At 45.2% G+C, this 18,453-nt stretch carries 14 protein-coding genes and 1 tRNA gene; 3 read left to right on the plus strand and 12 right to left on the minus strand.

Annotated features, from left to right (window positions below):
- Nucleotides 1-28: 28 nt before the first annotated feature.
- The gene (locus DFR60_RS01940) at nucleotides 29-895 is read right to left on the minus strand and encodes a MurR/RpiR family transcriptional regulator (RefSeq protein ID WP_110321372.1); all 867 of its coding nucleotides are present in this window, start codon (nucleotides 893-895) and stop codon (nucleotides 29-31) included.
- Nucleotides 896-992: 97 nt separating this feature from the next.
- On the minus strand, nucleotides 993-2,597 hold the full coding sequence (locus DFR60_RS01945; protein WP_207659479.1) for a ClC family H(+)/Cl(-) exchange transporter: 1,605 nt from the start codon (nucleotides 2,595-2,597) through the stop codon (nucleotides 993-995).
- A gap of 160 nt (nucleotides 2,598-2,757) precedes the next feature.
- On the opposite strand from DFR60_RS01945, the gene DFR60_RS01950 reads away from it, so the two are divergent.
- A complete protein-coding gene (locus tag DFR60_RS01950) occupies nucleotides 2,758-3,795 on the plus strand; it encodes a lysozyme (RefSeq protein ID WP_110321374.1) in 1,038 nt (345 codons plus the stop codon).
- A gap of 130 nt (nucleotides 3,796-3,925) precedes the next feature.
- Here the strand turns inward: DFR60_RS01950 and DFR60_RS01955 are convergent, their stop codons facing one another.
- A complete protein-coding gene (locus DFR60_RS01955) occupies nucleotides 3,926-4,147 on the minus strand; it encodes an HPr family phosphocarrier protein (protein ID WP_110321375.1) in 222 nt (73 codons plus the stop codon).
- A 449-nt stretch (nucleotides 4,148-4,596) separates the two neighbouring features.
- On the opposite strand from DFR60_RS01955, the gene DFR60_RS01960 reads away from it, so the two are divergent.
- Nucleotides 4,597-4,684 (plus strand) — tRNA-Ser (locus tag DFR60_RS01960).
- A gap of 18 nt (nucleotides 4,685-4,702) precedes the next feature.
- Here the strand turns inward: DFR60_RS01960 and DFR60_RS30225 are convergent.
- The 9 genes from DFR60_RS30225 to DFR60_RS02000 form a co-directional block, all read right to left on the minus strand.
- Nucleotides 4,703-4,858: a hypothetical protein gene (locus tag DFR60_RS30225; RefSeq protein ID WP_167437480.1), complete on the minus strand. Its 156-nt coding sequence runs from the start codon at nucleotides 4,856-4,858 to the stop codon at nucleotides 4,703-4,705.
- 440 nt (nucleotides 4,859-5,298) lie between these two features.
- On the minus strand, nucleotides 5,299-6,657 hold the full coding sequence (locus DFR60_RS01965; protein WP_110321376.1) for a glycoside hydrolase family 28 protein: 1,359 nt from the start codon (nucleotides 6,655-6,657) through the stop codon (nucleotides 5,299-5,301).
- A gap of 32 nt (nucleotides 6,658-6,689) precedes the next feature.
- Entirely contained in the window at nucleotides 6,690-8,909 is a 2,220-nt protein-coding gene (locus DFR60_RS01970) for an AraC family transcriptional regulator (RefSeq protein WP_110321377.1), read from the minus strand.
- Between the two features lie 73 nt (nucleotides 8,910-8,982).
- Nucleotides 8,983-10,197, minus strand: coding sequence for an exo-alpha-sialidase (locus DFR60_RS01975; protein WP_110321378.1), 1,215 nt, complete (start codon nucleotides 10,195-10,197; stop codon nucleotides 8,983-8,985).
- 12 nt (nucleotides 10,198-10,209) lie between these two features.
- Complete coding sequence (locus DFR60_RS01980; protein WP_110321379.1) at nucleotides 10,210-11,769, minus strand: ABC transporter substrate-binding protein; 1,560 nt, start codon at nucleotides 11,767-11,769, stop codon at nucleotides 10,210-10,212.
- Nucleotides 11,770-11,996: 227 nt separating this feature from the next.
- Nucleotides 11,997-12,869, minus strand: coding sequence for a carbohydrate ABC transporter permease (locus DFR60_RS01985; RefSeq protein WP_110321380.1), 873 nt, complete (start codon nucleotides 12,867-12,869; stop codon nucleotides 11,997-11,999).
- A gap of 27 nt (nucleotides 12,870-12,896) precedes the next feature.
- The gene (locus tag DFR60_RS01990; protein ID WP_110321381.1) at nucleotides 12,897-13,808 is read right to left on the minus strand and encodes an ABC transporter permease; all 912 of its coding nucleotides are present in this window, start codon (nucleotides 13,806-13,808) and stop codon (nucleotides 12,897-12,899) included.
- Between the two features lie 537 nt (nucleotides 13,809-14,345).
- On the minus strand, nucleotides 14,346-15,263 hold the full coding sequence (gene trxB / locus DFR60_RS01995) for a thioredoxin-disulfide reductase (protein WP_110321382.1): 918 nt from the start codon (nucleotides 15,261-15,263) through the stop codon (nucleotides 14,346-14,348).
- A gap of 36 nt (nucleotides 15,264-15,299) precedes the next feature.
- On the minus strand, nucleotides 15,300-15,626 hold the full coding sequence (locus tag DFR60_RS02000) for a thioredoxin family protein (RefSeq protein ID WP_025530155.1): 327 nt from the start codon (nucleotides 15,624-15,626) through the stop codon (nucleotides 15,300-15,302).
- Nucleotides 15,627-15,913: 287 nt separating this feature from the next.
- On the opposite strand from DFR60_RS02000, the gene DFR60_RS02005 reads away from it, so the two are divergent.
- The gene (locus DFR60_RS02005; protein ID WP_243004957.1) at nucleotides 15,914-18,421 is read left to right on the plus strand and encodes an excinuclease ABC subunit UvrA; all 2,508 of its coding nucleotides are present in this window, start codon (nucleotides 15,914-15,916) and stop codon (nucleotides 18,419-18,421) included.
- Nucleotides 18,422-18,453: the final 32 nt, after the last annotated feature.

The raw sequence follows: 18,453 nt of genomic DNA on the forward strand, positions 1-18,453 counted from the left end.
AATTCTACAGCTTATATTTTTTCATCACTTAAAGCTTTGCGGGCTGCCCGTAGGCCTGCTTCCGTATTACCCTGCTGCTCTCATCCAGCTTTCCGGTATACCGCTCATAGTCGCTCAAAAGAATGGCAATATAGATCATATCCACCACCATGAGCTGCGAGGCCCTGGAAAAGATGGCGTCGCCGTACAGAAACTGCCGGTTGCTGGTGCACAGGACCAGATCGGAATACTGTTCCAGTAAGGTATGCTCAAAATTGGTGATGGCGATCGTCTTCGCTCCGGCCTTTCCGGCCATCTCCATGGCGTCCACCGTATTTCTGGAAAATCCCGAGTAAGAGATGCCGATCGCCACGTCCCCTTCCGAGAGGCTGGCCGCGCTGACGCTCTGCATATATACATCTCCGTAAGCGATGCAGTGGATTCCCAGGTACATCAGCTTCGTGATCAGATCCTGCGCCGTGCAGGAGGAATTCTCCACGTAATAGACGGCGATTTTATTCGCCCCGGTAATCGCTTTTACTACGTCTTCCAGGATATCCGGCGTTATGCTTCTTATGGTCTTCTCGATCTGTCCGATGGTGGTTCCGATGATCTTTGCCGGGACATCGCGGATGGTGTCGCGTTCGGAAAATGGAAAACCGTACAGAAAACGGCTGCCCTCCTCCTGTTCACTCCCCGCCAGTTCATACCGGAAATCCTTAAATCCCCGGTAGCCCAGCGCCTTCACAAACCGCATGACGGTGGGCTGGCTGACTCCTGCCCCTTCAGCGATCTTTTCCAGCGTTAAATCCTTTAAGTTCTCCCCGCATTTTAGCAGATAATCCGCCGTCTTCTTCTCGGATCTGCGCAGCACCGGATAGGACCGGGTAATCTCCTGTTTCAGTCTCTGGTTCATTGACGCCTCCCATTATGTAGAAATACTACAATTTTACGTCAATTATACGAAGATCCAAACAGGCCAACAAGACAGGTTATGTAAAATTTACCTATAATTACTGCATTTTCACCGTCTCGCAGAACTCCTGCAGCGTCCGGTGCAGCTGGCCCTCCGCCGTCTCGTCACAGAGCACGACAATCTTATCGCCGGCAAGCAGCTTCGTATCGCCTCTCGGTACGAATTCCGCCTCTCCCCTCATCAGGGAGACGACGAGACACGTCTTCGGCCATGCGATCTCCGATACCTTCATGCCCTCCGCCGCGCTTCCATGGAAGATCATGCCTTCCACCAGCACCTTTTCTCCGGTCAGAACCGCCTTCTTATCCGGATTCTGCTTCGCCAGCAGACGATGAAGGAGCTGGTCGTAAACCGGAGCACACCGCATGATATCCGGCACCAGATACGCAGCCAGGGACACCATGGACAGCGTGAGCAGATGGGAGAAGGACCCCGTCATCTCACTGATTAAGATAATTCCCGTAATCGGTGCGCGGACAATGGCGGAGAAGTAACCGGCCATACCCAGGATGATAAAGTTGCCCAAAAGCCCGTCTAAAGAGCCGCTCACCATTCCCACCGCGTTGAAGTAGATGCCTCCGATCACGGCTCCCATGACGAGAAGGGGCAGGAAGATACCGCCCGGAGCTCCGGAACCGAAGCTCACCATGGAAAATACGAATTTCAGCACAAACAGCAGACACAGGGAGCCCATCACCATTTCACCGGAGGAGAGCACCTCCACCAGGGAATGGCCGCCGCCCAGGACGGACGGATAAAGGAATCCGAACACCCCGGCCAGCATAAATGGGATCAGCAGCCGCATCGTCTGTCCCGGAAGCTTCTGATACAGGTCCTGGGATTTGGACAGGCAGGTGTTATAGACCACGCCCATCAGCCCGATGATGACTCCCAGAATAAGCACATGGCCGTATGTGCCTAACGGCATCATATGGGTAATATTAAAAGTAAAGACCGGTTTCAAGCCGAATACATTTCTGGAAACAAAGTCTGACGTAATCGATGCCGCCATGGATGACAGAAGGATCTCCGGTGAAAAATGCTTATGAATCTCCTCTAAGGAGAACAGCACACCCGCAATCGGCGCATTGAACGCGGCAGATAAACCGGCGCTCGCACCGCAGGTCATGAGAAGCTTTTCCTCCGTCTTCACCCGCTTCGTAACCCTGGAAAATCCCTTGGCCGCCATAGCGCCCAGCTGGATGCTGGGACCCTCGCGTCCGAGAGACAGACCACATCCCAGACCGATCAAGCCGCCTGCCAGCTTAGCCAGCAGGACCCGCCACCAGCATTCGTCGATCTCGCCCATGATCTCGCCTTCCACCTGTGGAATACCGCTGCCCGATATGAGCGAATCCCATTTCAGAAGCATCGCCACAATAATGGCCGCCACAGCAAGCACCACAAACCACACCGGCACAAACCACGTATGGGTCCTTCCATAATTCAAAACAGAATTCAGGAGTATTTCCGCATATCCCAGCAGGTAACGGAATGCCACCACCACCACTCCTGAAATAGCGCCCACGGCGACCCCTTCCAGTATCAGTGCATAACGAAAACTCCGATAACGGTTAATCGTATTCGTAACCGTATTCTCCGACCGCATCTTACGTTCCCCCTCTTTACTCTCTTTTAACATTCCAATCCTTTCGTTAAAAACGTGTTAATTTTTCTATTGACAGTATTTGATTATAACGCGGTGATCTTCAGATAGCAAGGAAATTGTTCACAATTTGGCCACATATTCCCTTGAAAAAAGTATTATGATATGGATATGAAAAAGAAAGTGGTGAGATTTTATGAAGCAACACACACATCGATGGACCGGGCTGCTCCTTGCCGCATGCCTCCTCTCCATCCTTCTCTCTCTTCCGGCCTTTGCCAAAGAGAAAGAAAAGATCGATAAGATTCCTCTCAATTTTTCCTCCTCCATAACAGCGGGGAAAACGGGCGGAGAAGTATATGTCACGGTCGATGATCCCTACTACGCATCACACTGCCGGATCGTCAACACGAAGATTGTCAATCAGCCGGATTCGGCCTGGACAGCCGGAGTATCGCCGGAAATCATGATTTCCCTCCGCGCGGAAAGCGGGTATTATTTTTCTTCTGCACAGGGAGAGGCGTTCCGTTTAACCGGAGCCGGCGCCGTATTCGACCGGGCGGAATTTCTGGAATCCCAGTCTGTTCTGCATGTGACGGTCCATTTAAATGCTCTCTCCGATCCGGAAGCGGCAGTCGTTCTCACTGGACTTTCCTGGGATAAAGGGACCTTCACCGCACTCTGGAACGACGACAGCAACGCCCGCTATTATCAGGTTCAGCTGTTAAAAGACGGTCAGCCGGTGGGCGCCATGGTGACTACCTACACCAATTACAGCCGTTTATCCGATAAGATAGCGGGAAAAGGCAGCTACAGCTTCAACGTCCGCTTCGTCGACAACGCCTTAAACCGAAGTGAATGGATCACCTCTGAGACCTGGGAGATCAGCGCTTCTGAGGCCGCCGTGCTGGGGAACGGGACAAAAAGCACGTACGGTCCCGGCACCGTCTCCTCCCCCGGCACCGTCTCCTCCCCCGGCAGAGCCGTGGGAGAATGGAATTCCGACGACGCGGGATGGTGGTTTGAGCACCCGGACGGAACGTGGACCACGGACGGCTGGGAATACATCGGCGGGGAGTGGTATTATTTCGATCACTCCGGATACCGGAAGAGCGGATGGATTCCATGGCAGGGTACCTGGTATTACTGTGACGAAGACGGGATCATGCTGAAGAACGCGGAGACCCCCGACGGATATGAAGTCGGCAGCACCGGCGCGTTAAAAGACAAATAAAAACCCCGGTTTTATCTTCCTTTCCCATGAGACTGTTCTCAGGGATTCAGGAGATAAAACCGGGGCTTGTCATATGCACACGAGTCATGTCTTTTTACTGCATGATCCGGGTTCTTTCCCGCCATTGGGCTTACGCCGCTTTTCCGATTAATGATTCCGGGGAAAATGCCGTGCTGTGGCATACGATTTCTACCGGTTTTCCAAGGCCAACATTCATAACGCCCATCAGTGATTTTCCATCGATTACAAGATGATTGTAACAGATATCCACATCGAAATCACAGGCTTCCGCTTTGTTTACGAATGCAACCATTTCTTCCACGGTTGAAAATGTATAAAACATGTTTTTCATTTGGAGCACCTCCCTCTCTGTTTGATGATTTTATTTTACTCCTTATTTCGACAAAATAACATACGATATTTTTACGAAATGTTGTAATATTTTAAGTTCTTTTCTAATCTTTCCCGGGTTTAGAGTTTTCATACATAAAAAAAGAAAAATTCTTTCATTTTTTTACGAGAAAGGACTACACAAAAAATGAATTATCGTGTATAATGTAGAAGTTCGGGTTTCGGCGGTCACATATGGCCGGAAGAACAGAATGCTCTGGAGACGTATCGAAGTGGTTGTAACGAGCCGCACTCGAAATCGTGTAGGTCATTTCGCATCTACTCGCCAAATCTTCTTGATTAATAGGTGTTTCCGTGTTATTATTACCTTCGGGAATCAGCGTATTTTACGCTTTTTCTACGCTTTGCATCTGACAGGTATATTAAGGGTGCGGGGCATAAATTAAATATGGAGTGGTATCGAAGTGGTCATAACGGGACTGACTCGAAATCAGTTGAGCCTCTTTTGGCTCCGTGGGTTCGAATCCCACCCACTCCGCTCTTAGCCTGTTTGCGGTCACTTTTCGCGACAGGCTTTTTTATTTCTGGTTTTCTCGAAGAAATCACCTGCAACCCTCCCTGTCTCAATTTGCGACGATACGTCGAGATGTGCATAAATATCTGCCGTTGTCGCAAAAATACTGTGACCAATCCAGACCTGAATTTGCTTCATCTGCCTCCATTCACCATCAATAAACTCCCACAGGTATGTTTTAGATCATAAAAACAAATCTTCTTCAGGCCGTATTTCTCGATCAGCACATCTTCACCAACCGCCACAAACTTACCAGTATCGTAGTCCCTCTAATACAAAGTTTTGCCTTATAATTCCAGAAACAGCGATTATTTTCTCTTTTGCCCGGCCTCACCCAACCGGAGATTAGAGAATACAATCTTCTTAATTCATGTCCGGGCTCATCATAACCACATAGTTCCAGAGCTTCACATAGCAAAAGTTCTGAAAGATACAATATTCCAACCCGGATTCTGCACCCGCATTAATGTCTCAATATAAAAATAATCTCCCCCACAAACAGTATTCATCAACGTTGCTACTACTTTTTCTGCTGTAAATAGCGTTCATACTCCTTCAGCAATTTTTTACATTCCGGTCTACTCCTGATATTTAATATCCTGTCTGACTACTTCACAGTTCTCAATGATGTATGGCTCCCGCTCGTCCGCTTTCTCCGAAGAGAGTACAATTCGGTTCAACTCCAGGCCCCTGACATTTCTGATATCCATAAACGCGGCCCGGCTCCAGTCCGGATAGTAATTTTCTGAGCTCTCCGCCTCCGGCTGTGTCAGACGGTCAACGACAGGGGGATAGAACGCAGGAATTTCTTCCTTTTTCACGCCACCGGCCGACTGGTAGCGGATATGATCGAGGGTCATCTCCTCGATCGGATACGCATCGTTGGCGTCCACGCGGATTCCGTTGAACTTTGGACTCCCCATCGCGTCTCCACTAAAACGGTAGTTTATTTTCTTCATCTCATCACCGTCAACAGCCGTTATATTCGAAATCATGATCCGCTTCATTGTGCCAATCGCGGGGATCTCTTTCAGCTCGACGGAGGTGCCGTATCCCTCCAGCTCGAACCGATTGTTTAAAATTATAAAGACCGGTCGTCTCACGCTGTACATGGCGATATTCTGGATCAGGATATCCGTGATATCACCGCCTTCGGTGCACTCGATCTTAATTCCCTCCCGGTATACATTTTTCATGGTACAATTGGAAATCACCACATTGCGGATGGTTCCGACGGACTTCAGTCCGATCCGGACCGCCGCGCAGGTGGAGGTAAAGGAGCAGTTCGTAATATGTATCTCCTCCACCGGAAATGCTCTGGAACTGGACTGAAGGCAGAGGTTGTCATCGGTTCCTTTCATGAAGCAGTCGGAGACCCACACATGGCTAGAGCCGTCGAAATCCAGTCCGTCCCCATTATACTTCTTCTCATTCCATATATTCACCCCTTTTATCCAGATAAACTGGCTGTCCAGGAATGCCGTCGTCCACGCTGCCGAATTGTAGAGTTTTAAATTTTCCAGTCTGACATTTTTACATCGGAGCAGACGGATCATCATGGGTCGGTAGATACTTCCCCCATTTGGAAATGCGTCCGCGTTCCCATTTATTTCTCCATAGCCGGTCAAACCGATATTCTCTGCATCCTGCGCGTAGATAAAACAGCGGTCAAGGCCGGTTTCGTTGCGGTAGCGGTTGTGATGTGTGTCGTCTCCATAATCCTCGATATCGGGGCTTGCCATCAGCACCGCGCACGGCGCAATTTCCAGATAAACTCCGGATTTTAAATACAGAGTGCCGGACACGTATGTACCTCTTTCCAATATTACTTTTCCGCCGCCCTCCTGAAAGCAGCGGTCGATCGCAGCCTGAATCGCCTCCGTGTCTTTCGTTTCTCCATCCGCTTTCGCGCCAAATTCTTCAACATAAAACTTCATACTGAACCTCCGGCTTCTTTCATCCTAAAGTTTTATATACTCATACTGTTATTTGAACTGTTGTTTTTCATCGTATAAATACGCCACTGATTTGGCGTCATACCTGTAATCGATTTAAAGCTGGTAAAGAAGTGGCTCTTCGTCTGAATACCCACGCTGTACATAATCTCATTTACAGAGGACTTACTGTTTTCCAGAAGTTCTTTTGCCATTTCAATTCGGGCATTCAGAAGATAATCTGATAAAGAAATCTGATAATATTCTTTAAACAACTGTCTAATATATTTTGTAGAAAAAGATAGACTATCCGCAATCTCATCAACATTCAAAGCTGGATCTGATATATGATTATGAATATAATCTTCTATCTGTAAAGCTATTTCATTCCGGTTTGTTCCTTTTTCAAAGGTTATTACCTGCATGCTGATATCAAAAAATATATCACAGATTCTGTCCAATGCTTCGTTAATCGTTGCACAGTCTGAAATCTCATTCTCCATTTCCTGCAAACTCTTATAATCCGAATATCGGTTCAACTGGCTGATGATATCAAAATAGTAGAATAAAATTAAGTACCGGCTTTCTTCATATGGCAGGCCCCGAAGAGGCTGTACCAGCTCCTTTAGATTTTCAGACAGTTCTTCTGTCCTCTGCAGCATTATATTTTCTCTGATTTTTTTTATCAAAAGAGGGGACGCAAAAGGAATATTGTGAGCGTTGATGTATGCACCATCTGCTTCCATATAAACCTTATCTTCTCCCAGAAGAAACTTAAGCTTTGTCAACTCATATGTTCTTTTGTACACTGGAAGAATATCTGTATAAATAGAGACAAAAGGACTTATTGCAACAGCCAGTCCCAGATTAAACCATTTTTTCACCTGTTCCTCTATTTCTTTCAGATTATCTATCGGATTAACACTATCTTTATTGAAATCATTTAAAAGAATTGTCACGTGATCACTTCCCATATCAACCGCCAGCGGTTTATAACCTTCGGCAGTCAGAAGTTCTGATGCAATGTTGATAATTCCGCCTTTCATAGCCTTTCTAGCACCATAAGAATTTTCCTGTTCAAATGACAATTCCTTTTCAATGCGTATTACGCAGATGATCATATTTACATCATCATTCTCCCACTTTTCTTTTATGAAGTCCTCCATATCATCGAAAAGTTGGCCATTTAACAGCCATCTTCTGATTTTATCCTCAGATATCATTTCCTCGTAGCCACTCAATGATTTTTGAAGGGTATCAACATTGTGTACCAGATAATCAATACAGCCTCTAATAATCTGAAATTCTGTTTCCGGTAATGTTCTATTTGTTGCTTTTTCTTTTTCATCGGGTCGGAAATACAGCCGGCTTATATCACTTGCCAGTTTATTATATGGTTTCAAAGTACGTACTAGCATCAGAAAAAGCATGCTTAAAGGAATCGCCATTAGAAATACAATAGATATTAGCAGACTGTTTCGCAGCATATCTGATGATCGTACAAATTCCTTTATATTAACACTGCATGAAAGGCTGAGATTTTGATTATAAAAATATTGCTGTTCAATTACTAAAATATATTCTGAATTTTTACTGTCAACAGGCCGTTCGCCTGCAATTACATTCTCTCCACCATACAGCAATGCCAGTTTTACATAATCTTCCTTCCCATATCTTGTCAGCATACGATTCAGATACTGCGTATCATAAAGCACTACTACAAATGAACCATTTCTTTGCACCTGAACAGGCAATACCAGTGCCAGATATGTTATTCCCTTAACTTCATGATAATAAAAATAGAGATAATTCTTTCTTGTAAGCTGAAGGCTATCTATCCACTCTCTGTCATAAAACTGACTAATTGGAGCAATTCCCTCTTTTGTATTTAAAATATAACCATTTTCGTAGTTCACAATATAAATATCATCAATATTCTTCTCTGATTTTCTTGCGTTCTGAATTGCATGAAATGCATTTTGAGAAACTATTTTATCTTCCTTACCAGCATGCATAAAAACACGAACGTCGCTGTCCTCATATATTTCCTGTGCATAATACTGATAATTTTTTAAAGTCTGTTCCAAATTATAGAATATTTCTTCTGACTGACGTGTATAAAAGTCTGTTGTCTGTTTTACAAAAAATGAGGTGACCAGATTGGACATCAAGATAGAAAAAATCGCTAATACCACCGCAATAATCAGTAAAATTATAACAAATATTTTGATATAGGTCTTCTCAAACCTTTTCATCCCCGCTGATCCTCCCCCCTGGCATCATAGACTGCCTGCTACGTTGTCTATGATGCCATACCATTATAATTTTTTAGAAAAATAACTGCTTCATATGTTTATTATGCTCTTTCATTGCTTCTTCACCCCATATTCCAGTTGCCTTATTAACCAGGAATCTGCTTGATTCATTCAATGCATTTCCTTGTATAATATCATTTTCCCGGAACAAAGCCATAAGAATTTCCTTCTCTCCCGTTCGTTCTCTGTCATATACTGCCGCAATCGTTCCATCCGGTAATATACACGCATCCGGATATGCAACATCACTGCGTGAATCCAGAATCAATTTGTATGGAAAAGTTCTACCATTATCCATTGACAGACCAGCACATATATGTGAACGAAATCTCCATGAGGTAATTATCCTGTCACCATTAGGCAGAATAACCCAATCATTTTCATTCACTTCCCGTTTATTCTCTGGCGGATCATTTCCTATCATCAGCAAATTCCCTGACGGCAACTTCCTAACATGGAACCGTGAAGATGGAATATGTTTAAATGCAGAAAATATTTTTTCCTTCGTCCAGGTTACTCCCCAATCAAAAGATTCACATATACCAATTCCTGTTTCTGTTCTTAGGAAACCCTGCAGATGTCCTGGTGAGATTTCCACCAACATGTGTTCATCTCCACTATAACGCGGACGATCTGTCGGAAGATACGATTTCATATAAAAAGTCTTTCCATCATCTTTCGAGCTCATTATAATGGCTTCCCGTGGTTTATCTGTTTCTCTGAAATAGGACTGATCAGGGAGTTTTACGTGATGCAGCGGACATAAAGAAACCGGCAATAACCATTCTCCATTGCTTAGCCCCAAAGGTTTATTCATCATAATACCATCACAGATCCGTACAGGGTCACTCCATTCCGGGTCTGAAACTTTTGGATTCTCCGTATAGATAGCCCAAACACCTGATCTACCGTCAAAATAATCATATGACTGAGACCAAAATAACCACAGCCGCTCCTTCGGATCCATCCATAATGCTGCATCATAAGCTCTAACCTGTCCAGGCGGATCAATAATCATACTGGGCGGCCCAAACGCACTCTCAGCTGCTGATGCTACCATTATATAATTATCCCTGTCCTCCCACTGTCCACCTCCATACCACGCCGCCCAGAGCCGACCGTTGGAGGCACAGGCAATACTTGGAATTCCCTGAAAACATCTGTTATTATCACTATATCTATCATCTGGATTTCTAATGATTTTTCCCGCTTGTAAAACCTGGTCCATACAATAAGCCTCCTATAACTGTCCAGCCAAAAACATATCGATTTGCTTTTGAAGTTCTTCCTGAACCGCCTTTACATTATTATAATCCTCTGCTTTCCACTTTTCCAGACACTCGACAGGATCCATGACTCCATTTAAAAGAGCTGATACATATTTTCCTTCAATCGTTGAATGCTGTGCAATCTGATTTTGTACACTGGTTGGATCAAAGACAAATCCAGTAAGCTGGCTGGTCTTAAAGTTATCTGAATTACGGAAGAATTTTTCTGCTTCATACTCCTGTTCTGTAACATACGACGGAATTCGGTCTAAAACAGGATTCCATATCCATGCATAGGGATACCATCTATAATTATTACTGATAACTTCGTATTTATCCTCTCCAACAGGTTTCCAGTGGACCCCTTCAATTCCATAAGCCAAAAGATCGTAATTTTCTTTCTCATGTGCCCATTCCAAAAACATCATGGCTCGTTCCTTATTCTTGCTTGATTCCGGAATACATAAAAAGTTCCACGCTTTATAGTCCGTTAGTAAAGAATCTGGCTCTAAATCATATAAAATGACACTCTCCAGCTGAGCTTCCGGCTGTATCGATTTTATGGCAATCTGTTTACTTTGTTCTACGGTTAAATCCATTGTAGAAAAAACAGCGGCTTTTCCCTGTGTAATCAAATCTCCCTGTGTTGATAATATATCCGGATTAATCAGCCCTTCCTGGTAGATCATTCGTGCCTCCATAATTTCTTTCCACAGAGCATCATTCTCATCAATATCAAACAAATTATATACCTTTCCATCATCGTTTTTATAATACAATACCGGCGAGTCAAATGCATCAGATACTTTATAGTAATCGGGTTTTCCTGACATTTTCAAGAGCAGCGCCGCCCATGCTGTAGGCGCACTATTGCCGGACATAATCGGGACCATTTCAGGATAAGCTGCTTTTACCTTACGGGCAAAATCCAATAATTCGGCTTTCGATGTAATCGGTGCTATTCCCATTGCTTCCCTGATATCTTTACGAATTTCGTAATGCGCTCCTTGTTTAAATTGCGAGGAAAGTGGAATACAGTAATATTTTCCGCCATATTTATTAGCATCAAACATCTCTTTCCCTCTCATGGAATACACAGCTGATCCATATTTGTCTAATAATTCATCCAATGGTGCATAATAACCATTGGAGATATGGGACTGCATTCCTCTTGCAAGATTGTCCCATATTAAATCAATTTCCTCGCCGGCTGCTAATGATGTTTCCATCTTCTGTTTCATATCACTGAATGGATAAAAAACCACATTTAGCTTTATATTTAAAGTATCCTTCATTCGTTTTTCAGCCTCAGCTATCACCGAATCCATATCAGCCGGCCGGTCTCCCGGAAGTACAATCTTCAACGTAACCGGATCTAGCTGTGTGCCAGTCGTACTATTGCTCTCCATCTCAGAACCCACAGATATCTTTGCTGATTCTGAGGAATTATCATTATTCCTACCTTTAACTGCACACCCCGCAATAACAGTAACTATAATAGCTGCTGCGATTAATAAACTCCATTTTTTCATCTGTAATCCCTCTCTTTCTTTTCTTGTAATTCTTTGAACGTTCAGTAGATTCGCACTTCACGATACGAACTCCTTTGCAGAACCGTGTGTACGGCTATCCCCAGTTGACTGAATAGTCATAGTGAAGTATGATTGGGCCTCTTAGACTATGTAAAATTTCAGAGATCTATAGTATTACAACCCTGGGTGTTCCACTCGCCAAACTATCCGCCCTTTTCCTGGCGCACTTAACCTTTAACAGAACCTATAGTAATACCCTTTACGAAATACTTCTGTATGAACGGATACACTAAGATAATCGGTCCAATCGTCGCACATACTATCACCATTTTTAATGAATTGGCAGGAACCGCAACGCCAAGATTTCCGCCCCCCATATAAGCTGCCGTATTCATATTAGAAATCATCTGACGAATCATCATCTGCAGCGGATGAAGTTTGTAATCATCAATAAACATCAATGCATACCACCAGTCATTCCAATAACGAAGCGCAGAAAATAACGTAATAATTGCTGTAGTAGGTTTTACAATAGGTATAATGATTCGGAAAAACAACTGCAAATCATTCGCTCCGTCTATATAAGCCGCCTCATTAATTTCTCCCGGAATTTCTTTATAGGAAGATACAACAATAAACACGAAAAAAGGATTCATAACTAATGGCAAAATCATTGACCAAATGCTGTCCTTTAAACCAAGCCAATTAGCTATAAGCAAATAACTCCCCACCAATGATGTACCAAGAAGCATTGTAAGATAAGTAATAAAAGAAAATGTATTTCCATATTTCACCTTCTTACTGGCCAGAAAAAATGCATAAGTCATAGAGACAAAGACCGATAGGGCAGTCCCAATTACTGTTATCAATATTGTAACCATATAGGATCGATATATCTGCGGCGTTTTTAGCAAATACTGATATCCATCTAAGGTAAATGCCTTGGGAATTAGCTGAAAACCGTATTTGCTAATACTAGCCTCTGTTGCAAATGAATTAATTAAAACCATCCAGAAAGGTAAAAATGTAAATACTGCAAAAGCTAACAAAACCAATATGACTATACCATTGAATATTTTATCACTCTTTATTTTTTTCATTGATAGTTTCCTCCTGGAGCCCCTAAATCAAAACATGGCATTTTCTATACTATATTTTTTAACAATCTTATTAAATACCAATATGACGAGCAGGCCCATAACAGATTGATACAAAGAAACAGCCGAAGCCATCCCAAAATTTCCCATCTGACGCAAAGCACGGAAAGAATATGTATCAATAATATCTGTAGTTGGAAAAAGGATCCCGTTGTCTCCTATAATACTATAGATCATTCCAAAATCGCCAAAGAAAATACGGCCAATGCTTAATAAAAGTAATGTTATGAATGTATTTTTTATTAATGGAAGAGTAATATATAAAATCTGTTGAAATCTGGTAGCTCCGTCCATTCTTGCACTCTCATAATACTCGGGAGAAATCGATACAATTGATGCAATAAAAATAATAGAATAATAGCCAGCAAACTTCCATACGTAAAATATAGTCAATAAAAACGGCCAAAGTTCAGCGTTCTGATAAAATCCAATCTTATCTCTTCCCAATCCCGATAATATACTGTTTATCAAACCATCCGTTTGATTTAGCATAGCGTAAACCATCATGGATACTACCAGCCAGGAAACAAAATAAGGAAGAAATACCAATGACTGAACCACTTTTTTAACAAAACGGCTTCTCATCTCATTAAGAAAAACAGACATGATTACCGCGATTGTCAGAGTCGACACAATAAATAAAGCATTAAGAAAAAGTGTATTAAATGTTACTGTCAGCCAGTCCTTTCCCATAAAAAAAAATTTAAAATTCTCCAACCCACACCATTTGCTTCCCCATATGCCTTCTGAAAGGCGATAATTTTTAAAAGCCAGGATATGCCCTGTTATGGGAACAATGGAAAATACCGTTATAAATATTAATCCAGGCAAGCCCAACAGATAGATAAACGGATTTTTCCTGATATCTCGTATTAACCCCATTCATTATACCTCCTTGAGTTTTTCACAAACAAGCCCGGGTTGCTTTGTTATGCAGCAATTATATGCATATTCTGTCCTCTATATCAAGTCCTCATTTTGGAATCAAGTTCTGTATGATGATAACATCAAAAAAGGCTGTAGTTATATGGATATTCTCTGACTCATCACAGCATTAAAAATAGATTTGCAAACAACATTCAGAAACTCCGGAATAATAAAAAAAACACCGCTAGCATCTCAATTGAGAGATTCGCTATGGGTGCTTTTTAACTTTGTATATTTATGATGACTTCACGCTCTCATATTCCGCATATAAAAGAATCTCTTTCTTGCGGCCAACCGTAGCAAGCCAGTATTCCTGTAAATCTTTCGAAACTATCAGTGAGACCTCTCTGCATAGTTTTTTCTATGATTGTCATACATGGGCAATATATATTTATAACCTGCTAAATGCCTCTCTATTGACTAATCTTTTTCTGCATTTACATGAGAAGAACACCAGAAATCATCTTTGATGGCCTCTGGTGTTCTTTTTATTTATTTCTGAATAAATTCTTCAATAAACTTAGAGGCCACGGCTCCATCCGAAGCGGCTGTAACGATCTGGCGCAGCGGTTTTGTTCTCACATCGCCGACCGCAAATACACCCGGTACGTTCGTCTTTGTCGTCTCGTCCGCGATGATATATCCCTGTTCATTTCTCTCCACCTGTCCTTCAAAAACTGCGGTGTCAGGCACTCGTCCAATCGCTACGAAGACGCCGTCGCAGGCGATCTCCCTCTCCTCCCCCGTCTTCACATCGGCCAGGCGAACTCCCGTCACCTTCTTCTCGTGTAGAATTTCTTCAATACGGCTGTTCCACAAAAACTCAACCGCGCTGTCCTTCAGCGCATTCTGATATACCATGGAAGCGCGCAGTGCGTCTCTCCGGTGAACGAGATATACTTTTTTACAGATCTTTGCCAGGAATAACGCATCCTCCGCCGCGCTGTTGCCGCCGCCGGATACCACGACAGTCTTGTCTTTATACCGCATTCCGTCGCATACCGCGCAGTATGCCACTCCGCGGCCACGCAGCTTCTTCTCTTCCGGCAATCCCAGTTCTCTCGGTGAAGCGCCTGTGGCGATCACCACTGTCTTTGTGAGAAGCTCACCGCCTGTAGTCGTGATCTTCTTCGGCTCAGCCTGAAGATCCACACGGATCACCTCGTCGAACGCAGTCTCCGCTCCAAAACGGTCGGCGCCTTTTTTCATCTTTTCTCCCAGCTCGAAGCCGTCGATTCCGTCTTCAAATCCAGGATAATTATCTACCTGGCCGGTAGTCGCCATTTGACCGCCCGGTGACAGCTTTTCCAGCACCAGGACCGACATGCCGCTTCTTGCACAGTAAAGCGCCGCACTGTAGCCGCCGGGACCTCCGCCAATAATGACAACGTCATATATTTTATCGTTCATATCGTATTCTCCTTTTGTGAACAGTTATCGTTATGTTTAAACCGCGCCGTTCTCTTTCAGCCAGTCCTCAATCTCTGTCATGGAACCCGGGTTGATGAGAGGCTCGCTCGCCTTGCCGCCCTGATATACGATCAGTGTCGGGATCGTCTCGATCTCGTGCTTCTCCTCCAGTTCCGGACTCTCATCGATATCGACCTTGCCCACCAGAAGCTTTCCTTCATACTGTGCCGCCAGACGGTCCACCACCGGTCCGAGTCTGCGGCAGTAACCGCACCACGGCGCCCAGAAATCCAGAACCACCGGTTTTTCCGCCTGAAGTACCTCTTTGTCAAAATTATCTTTATTAATTGTCATGATATCCATCGTTGCTGCTCCTTTCCCTCTGCTGTAACTACTGTTATTTTCTCAGATACAGTTCATACTGTAATTATATTAGTTACAGTATGAACTGTCAAGGGGTTTTTCATAATTATTATCAATTTTCTAATTTATTATTTTCCATCGTAACAGCCGCGTTCTCTTGCCACCCCACTTTCCGCTTGCTATAATTATGATATCCAATTTCCGAATAAGATCATCGAATCAACACACACTGATAAATTGAAAGGAGCCTTCATCCATCATCGGCAAAGCTGTCTCACGGATGGAGGATGGAACAGGGCAGAAAGGCGGTATCCATGTCAGTCATTAAAATAACCGGTGCGTATGAAGGCAGTCTCAAACACATTTCCCTGGAAATACCGAAAAACAAGCTTGTCGTATTCACCGGTGTCTCCGGTTCCGGCAAGTCCACACTGCTCATTGACGTCCTGTTTCAGGAATGTCAGAGACAGTATCTGGAAGCCATGTCATTACAGGGAATTCAGAAGCCGAAGGTGGATCGCATACAGGGCGTGTCGCCTGCGATTGTAATTTCCCAGACAGACAGTAATAAAAATCCACGCTCCACCGCCGGAACTGTGACGGATGTCTACACCGATCTGCGCATGATCTACGAAAAGCTGGGAATCCGGACGTGTCCCTTCTGCGGGGAGACCATCTCAGCCGCCGACTGTAAGGAGACGACAGAAAAGATCGGACAGGATTTCCACGTCTATATGGACTGCTGCCAATGCGGCAGGCGGATGGACAAAATTACCCGAACCTTCTTCTCCTTCAATACGAAAGAGGGGGCCTGTCCCACCTGCGAGGGACTGGGGCGGATTCACGCCGTCAAAAAGGAGGCCGCCGTCGACGAATCGCTGTCTCTGGAGCAGGGCGCGGTACGCTGCTGGGAAAAGCAGTATGGAGTCTACCAGACCTCCATCCTCTACCGCGCGTTTCAATATTATGGACTTCCCGATGGCTCCGATATTCCGGTAAATCAGATGCATGAACTCCAGAAGGCACTTTTATATGAAGGAGTTGAAAGCCCCCTGATCAAACAAGCCTATTCTGATCTCAAACCGCCCAGGACGACAGCGGCCGGGAAGTTTGAAGGAATCTTCCCTATTCTTCTCCGGCGTCTGTCCGAAAAGAATGGAGATGCCGGAATTCTGGACCCATACTTCGATGTCATCGAATGCCCGGACTGCGGCGGAGAGCGGCTGTGCGAACTGAGCCGCAATGTAACGGTTCACAACCTGCGTCTGCCTCAGCTGTCCGCCTTTTCCTTTGAACGGCTGTATCGTTGGATCGGCGAACTCCGGGCGTCTCTGACAGAACGCTGTCTGGAACTGGTAAACGCTTATCTGCTGGATATTGAGACTAAACTAAACCGTTTTATCCGGGTGGGGCTGGGCTATCTCACGCTGGACCGCCAGGTGATCACCTTGTCAGGCGGAGAACTGCAGCGGCTGCGTCTCGCCGCCACGCTGGATTCTGATTTGTCTGGAATCATCTATATTCTGGATGAACCGACCACCGGACTTCATCCGAAGGATACTGCCGGAATGATGGCCGTTCTGAAGAAACTGAGGGATTTGGGCAACACAGTCCTTATCATCGAGCACGACGTCGATGTCATGGCATCCGCGGACTACATCATCGACATGGGCCCCGGAGCCGGAATACACGGCGGGGAGATCATTGCCGCCGGGACTCTGGAAGAAATCATGGAGCAGCCCCATTCGGTGACAGGTTCTTATCTCTCCGCTCCCCACCCCGGCCGGACTACGTTTCGAAGCCCCAAAGGCACGATATCAATTTCCAATGCGGAAAAATACAATCTTCAGCATATTTCCGTCGATATTCCGACCGAGTGCCTCGTTTCCGTCACGGGTCCCTCTGGTTCCGGCAAATCCACACTGATCTTCGAAGTACTGGCAAAGGGAAATCAAAGTACAGAACAAAACCGCGTGTCAGGGCTGGAGCGTTTCGACCGGATTGTGGAGATCGGACAATCCTCTGTCACCAGAATGAAGCGTTCCAATGTGGCGACCTTTTCCGGTGTCTACTCGGAGATCCGTTCCGTTTTCGCCCGGACTGACGGCGCGGCAGCCGCGGGACTGACGGCCAGGCATTTCTCCTTCAATACGCCAGGCGGCAGATGTGAAAACTGCGAAGGCCTGGGATATGTCGATAATTCCATGCTGTTTTTCGCCAACACCACCATCGTCTGCCCGGTCTGCGGCGGTAACCGTTTCCGTCCGGAAGTACTGGCCGTAACGTATAAAGGCCTGTCCGTCAACGACGTGCTGGATCTCTCGGTAACAGAGGCACGCTCCGTATTTTGTGACTGCCCGAAGATTACCGGAATCCTGGAACTTCTTCAGGAGGTGGGTCTGGGCTACCTCCAGCTGGGACAGTCTCTCACCACGCTGTCGGGCGGCGAAGGACAGCGGCTGAAGCTCGCCAGAGAGCTGACCGAATGCCGATTAAACGGGCGGAACCTCTATCTGCTGGATGAGCCCACAACAGGCCTTCATCCAAAGGATATCGAACATTTCCTTATACTCCTGGACCGCCTTGCCGACGCCGGAAACACCGTGGTCGTCGTGGAACACAACCAGCAGCTGATCGAAAACAGCGACTGGGTCATCGATCTCGGCCCCGATGGCGGAGATTCCGGCGGGCGCGTTATGTTTGAGGGAACACCGGAGGAGATGAGGCTGCGCGGGAAAAGCATTACGGCGAAGTATCTGCACCGGGCTCTCCTCCAGCATAACGGTCATTGGTAATGAATTTCTTTACCGATGTTGAAGTGCGTGCT

The organism is Hungatella effluvii, from assembly GCF_003201875.1.
Classification (GTDB): Bacteria; Bacillota; Clostridia; order Lachnospirales; family Lachnospiraceae; genus Hungatella; species Hungatella effluvii.

Bases quoted from the DNA above. Each gene is read 5' to 3' on its own strand.
- DFR60_RS01940 (WP_110321372.1), bottom strand. From the start codon at position 895: ATGAACCAGAGACTGAAACAGGAGATTACCCGGTCCTATCCGGTGCTG.
- DFR60_RS01945 (WP_207659479.1), bottom strand. From the start codon at position 2,597: ATGTTAAAAGAGAGTAAAGAGGGGGAACGTAAGATGCGGTCGGAGAAT.
- DFR60_RS01950 (WP_110321374.1), top strand. From the start codon at position 2,758: ATGAAGCAACACACACATCGATGGACCGGGCTGCTCCTTGCCGCATGC.
- DFR60_RS01955 (WP_110321375.1), bottom strand. From the start codon at position 4,147: ATGAAAAACATGTTTTATACATTTTCAACCGTGGAAGAAATGGTTGCA.
- DFR60_RS30225 (WP_167437480.1), bottom strand. From the start codon at position 4,858: ATGAAGCAAATTCAGGTCTGGATTGGTCACAGTATTTTTGCGACAACG.
- DFR60_RS01965 (WP_110321376.1), bottom strand. From the start codon at position 6,657: ATGAAGTTTTATGTTGAAGAATTTGGCGCGAAAGCGGATGGAGAAACG.
- DFR60_RS01970 (WP_110321377.1), bottom strand. From the start codon at position 8,909: ATGAAAAGGTTTGAGAAGACCTATATCAAAATATTTGTTATAATTTTA.
- DFR60_RS01975 (WP_110321378.1), bottom strand. From the start codon at position 10,197: ATGGACCAGGTTTTACAAGCGGGAAAAATCATTAGAAATCCAGATGAT.
- DFR60_RS01980 (WP_110321379.1), bottom strand. From the start codon at position 11,769: ATGAAAAAATGGAGTTTATTAATCGCAGCAGCTATTATAGTTACTGTT.
- DFR60_RS01985 (WP_110321380.1), bottom strand. From the start codon at position 12,869: ATGAAAAAAATAAAGAGTGATAAAATATTCAATGGTATAGTCATATTG.
- DFR60_RS01990 (WP_110321381.1), bottom strand. From the start codon at position 13,808: ATGGGGTTAATACGAGATATCAGGAAAAATCCGTTTATCTATCTGTTG.
- trxB (WP_110321382.1), bottom strand. From the start codon at position 15,263: ATGAACGATAAAATATATGACGTTGTCATTATTGGCGGAGGTCCCGGC.
- DFR60_RS02000 (WP_025530155.1), bottom strand. From the start codon at position 15,626: ATGGATATCATGACAATTAATAAAGATAATTTTGACAAAGAGGTACTT.
- DFR60_RS02005 (WP_243004957.1), top strand. From the start codon at position 15,914: ATGGAACAGGGCAGAAAGGCGGTATCCATGTCAGTCATTAAAATAACC.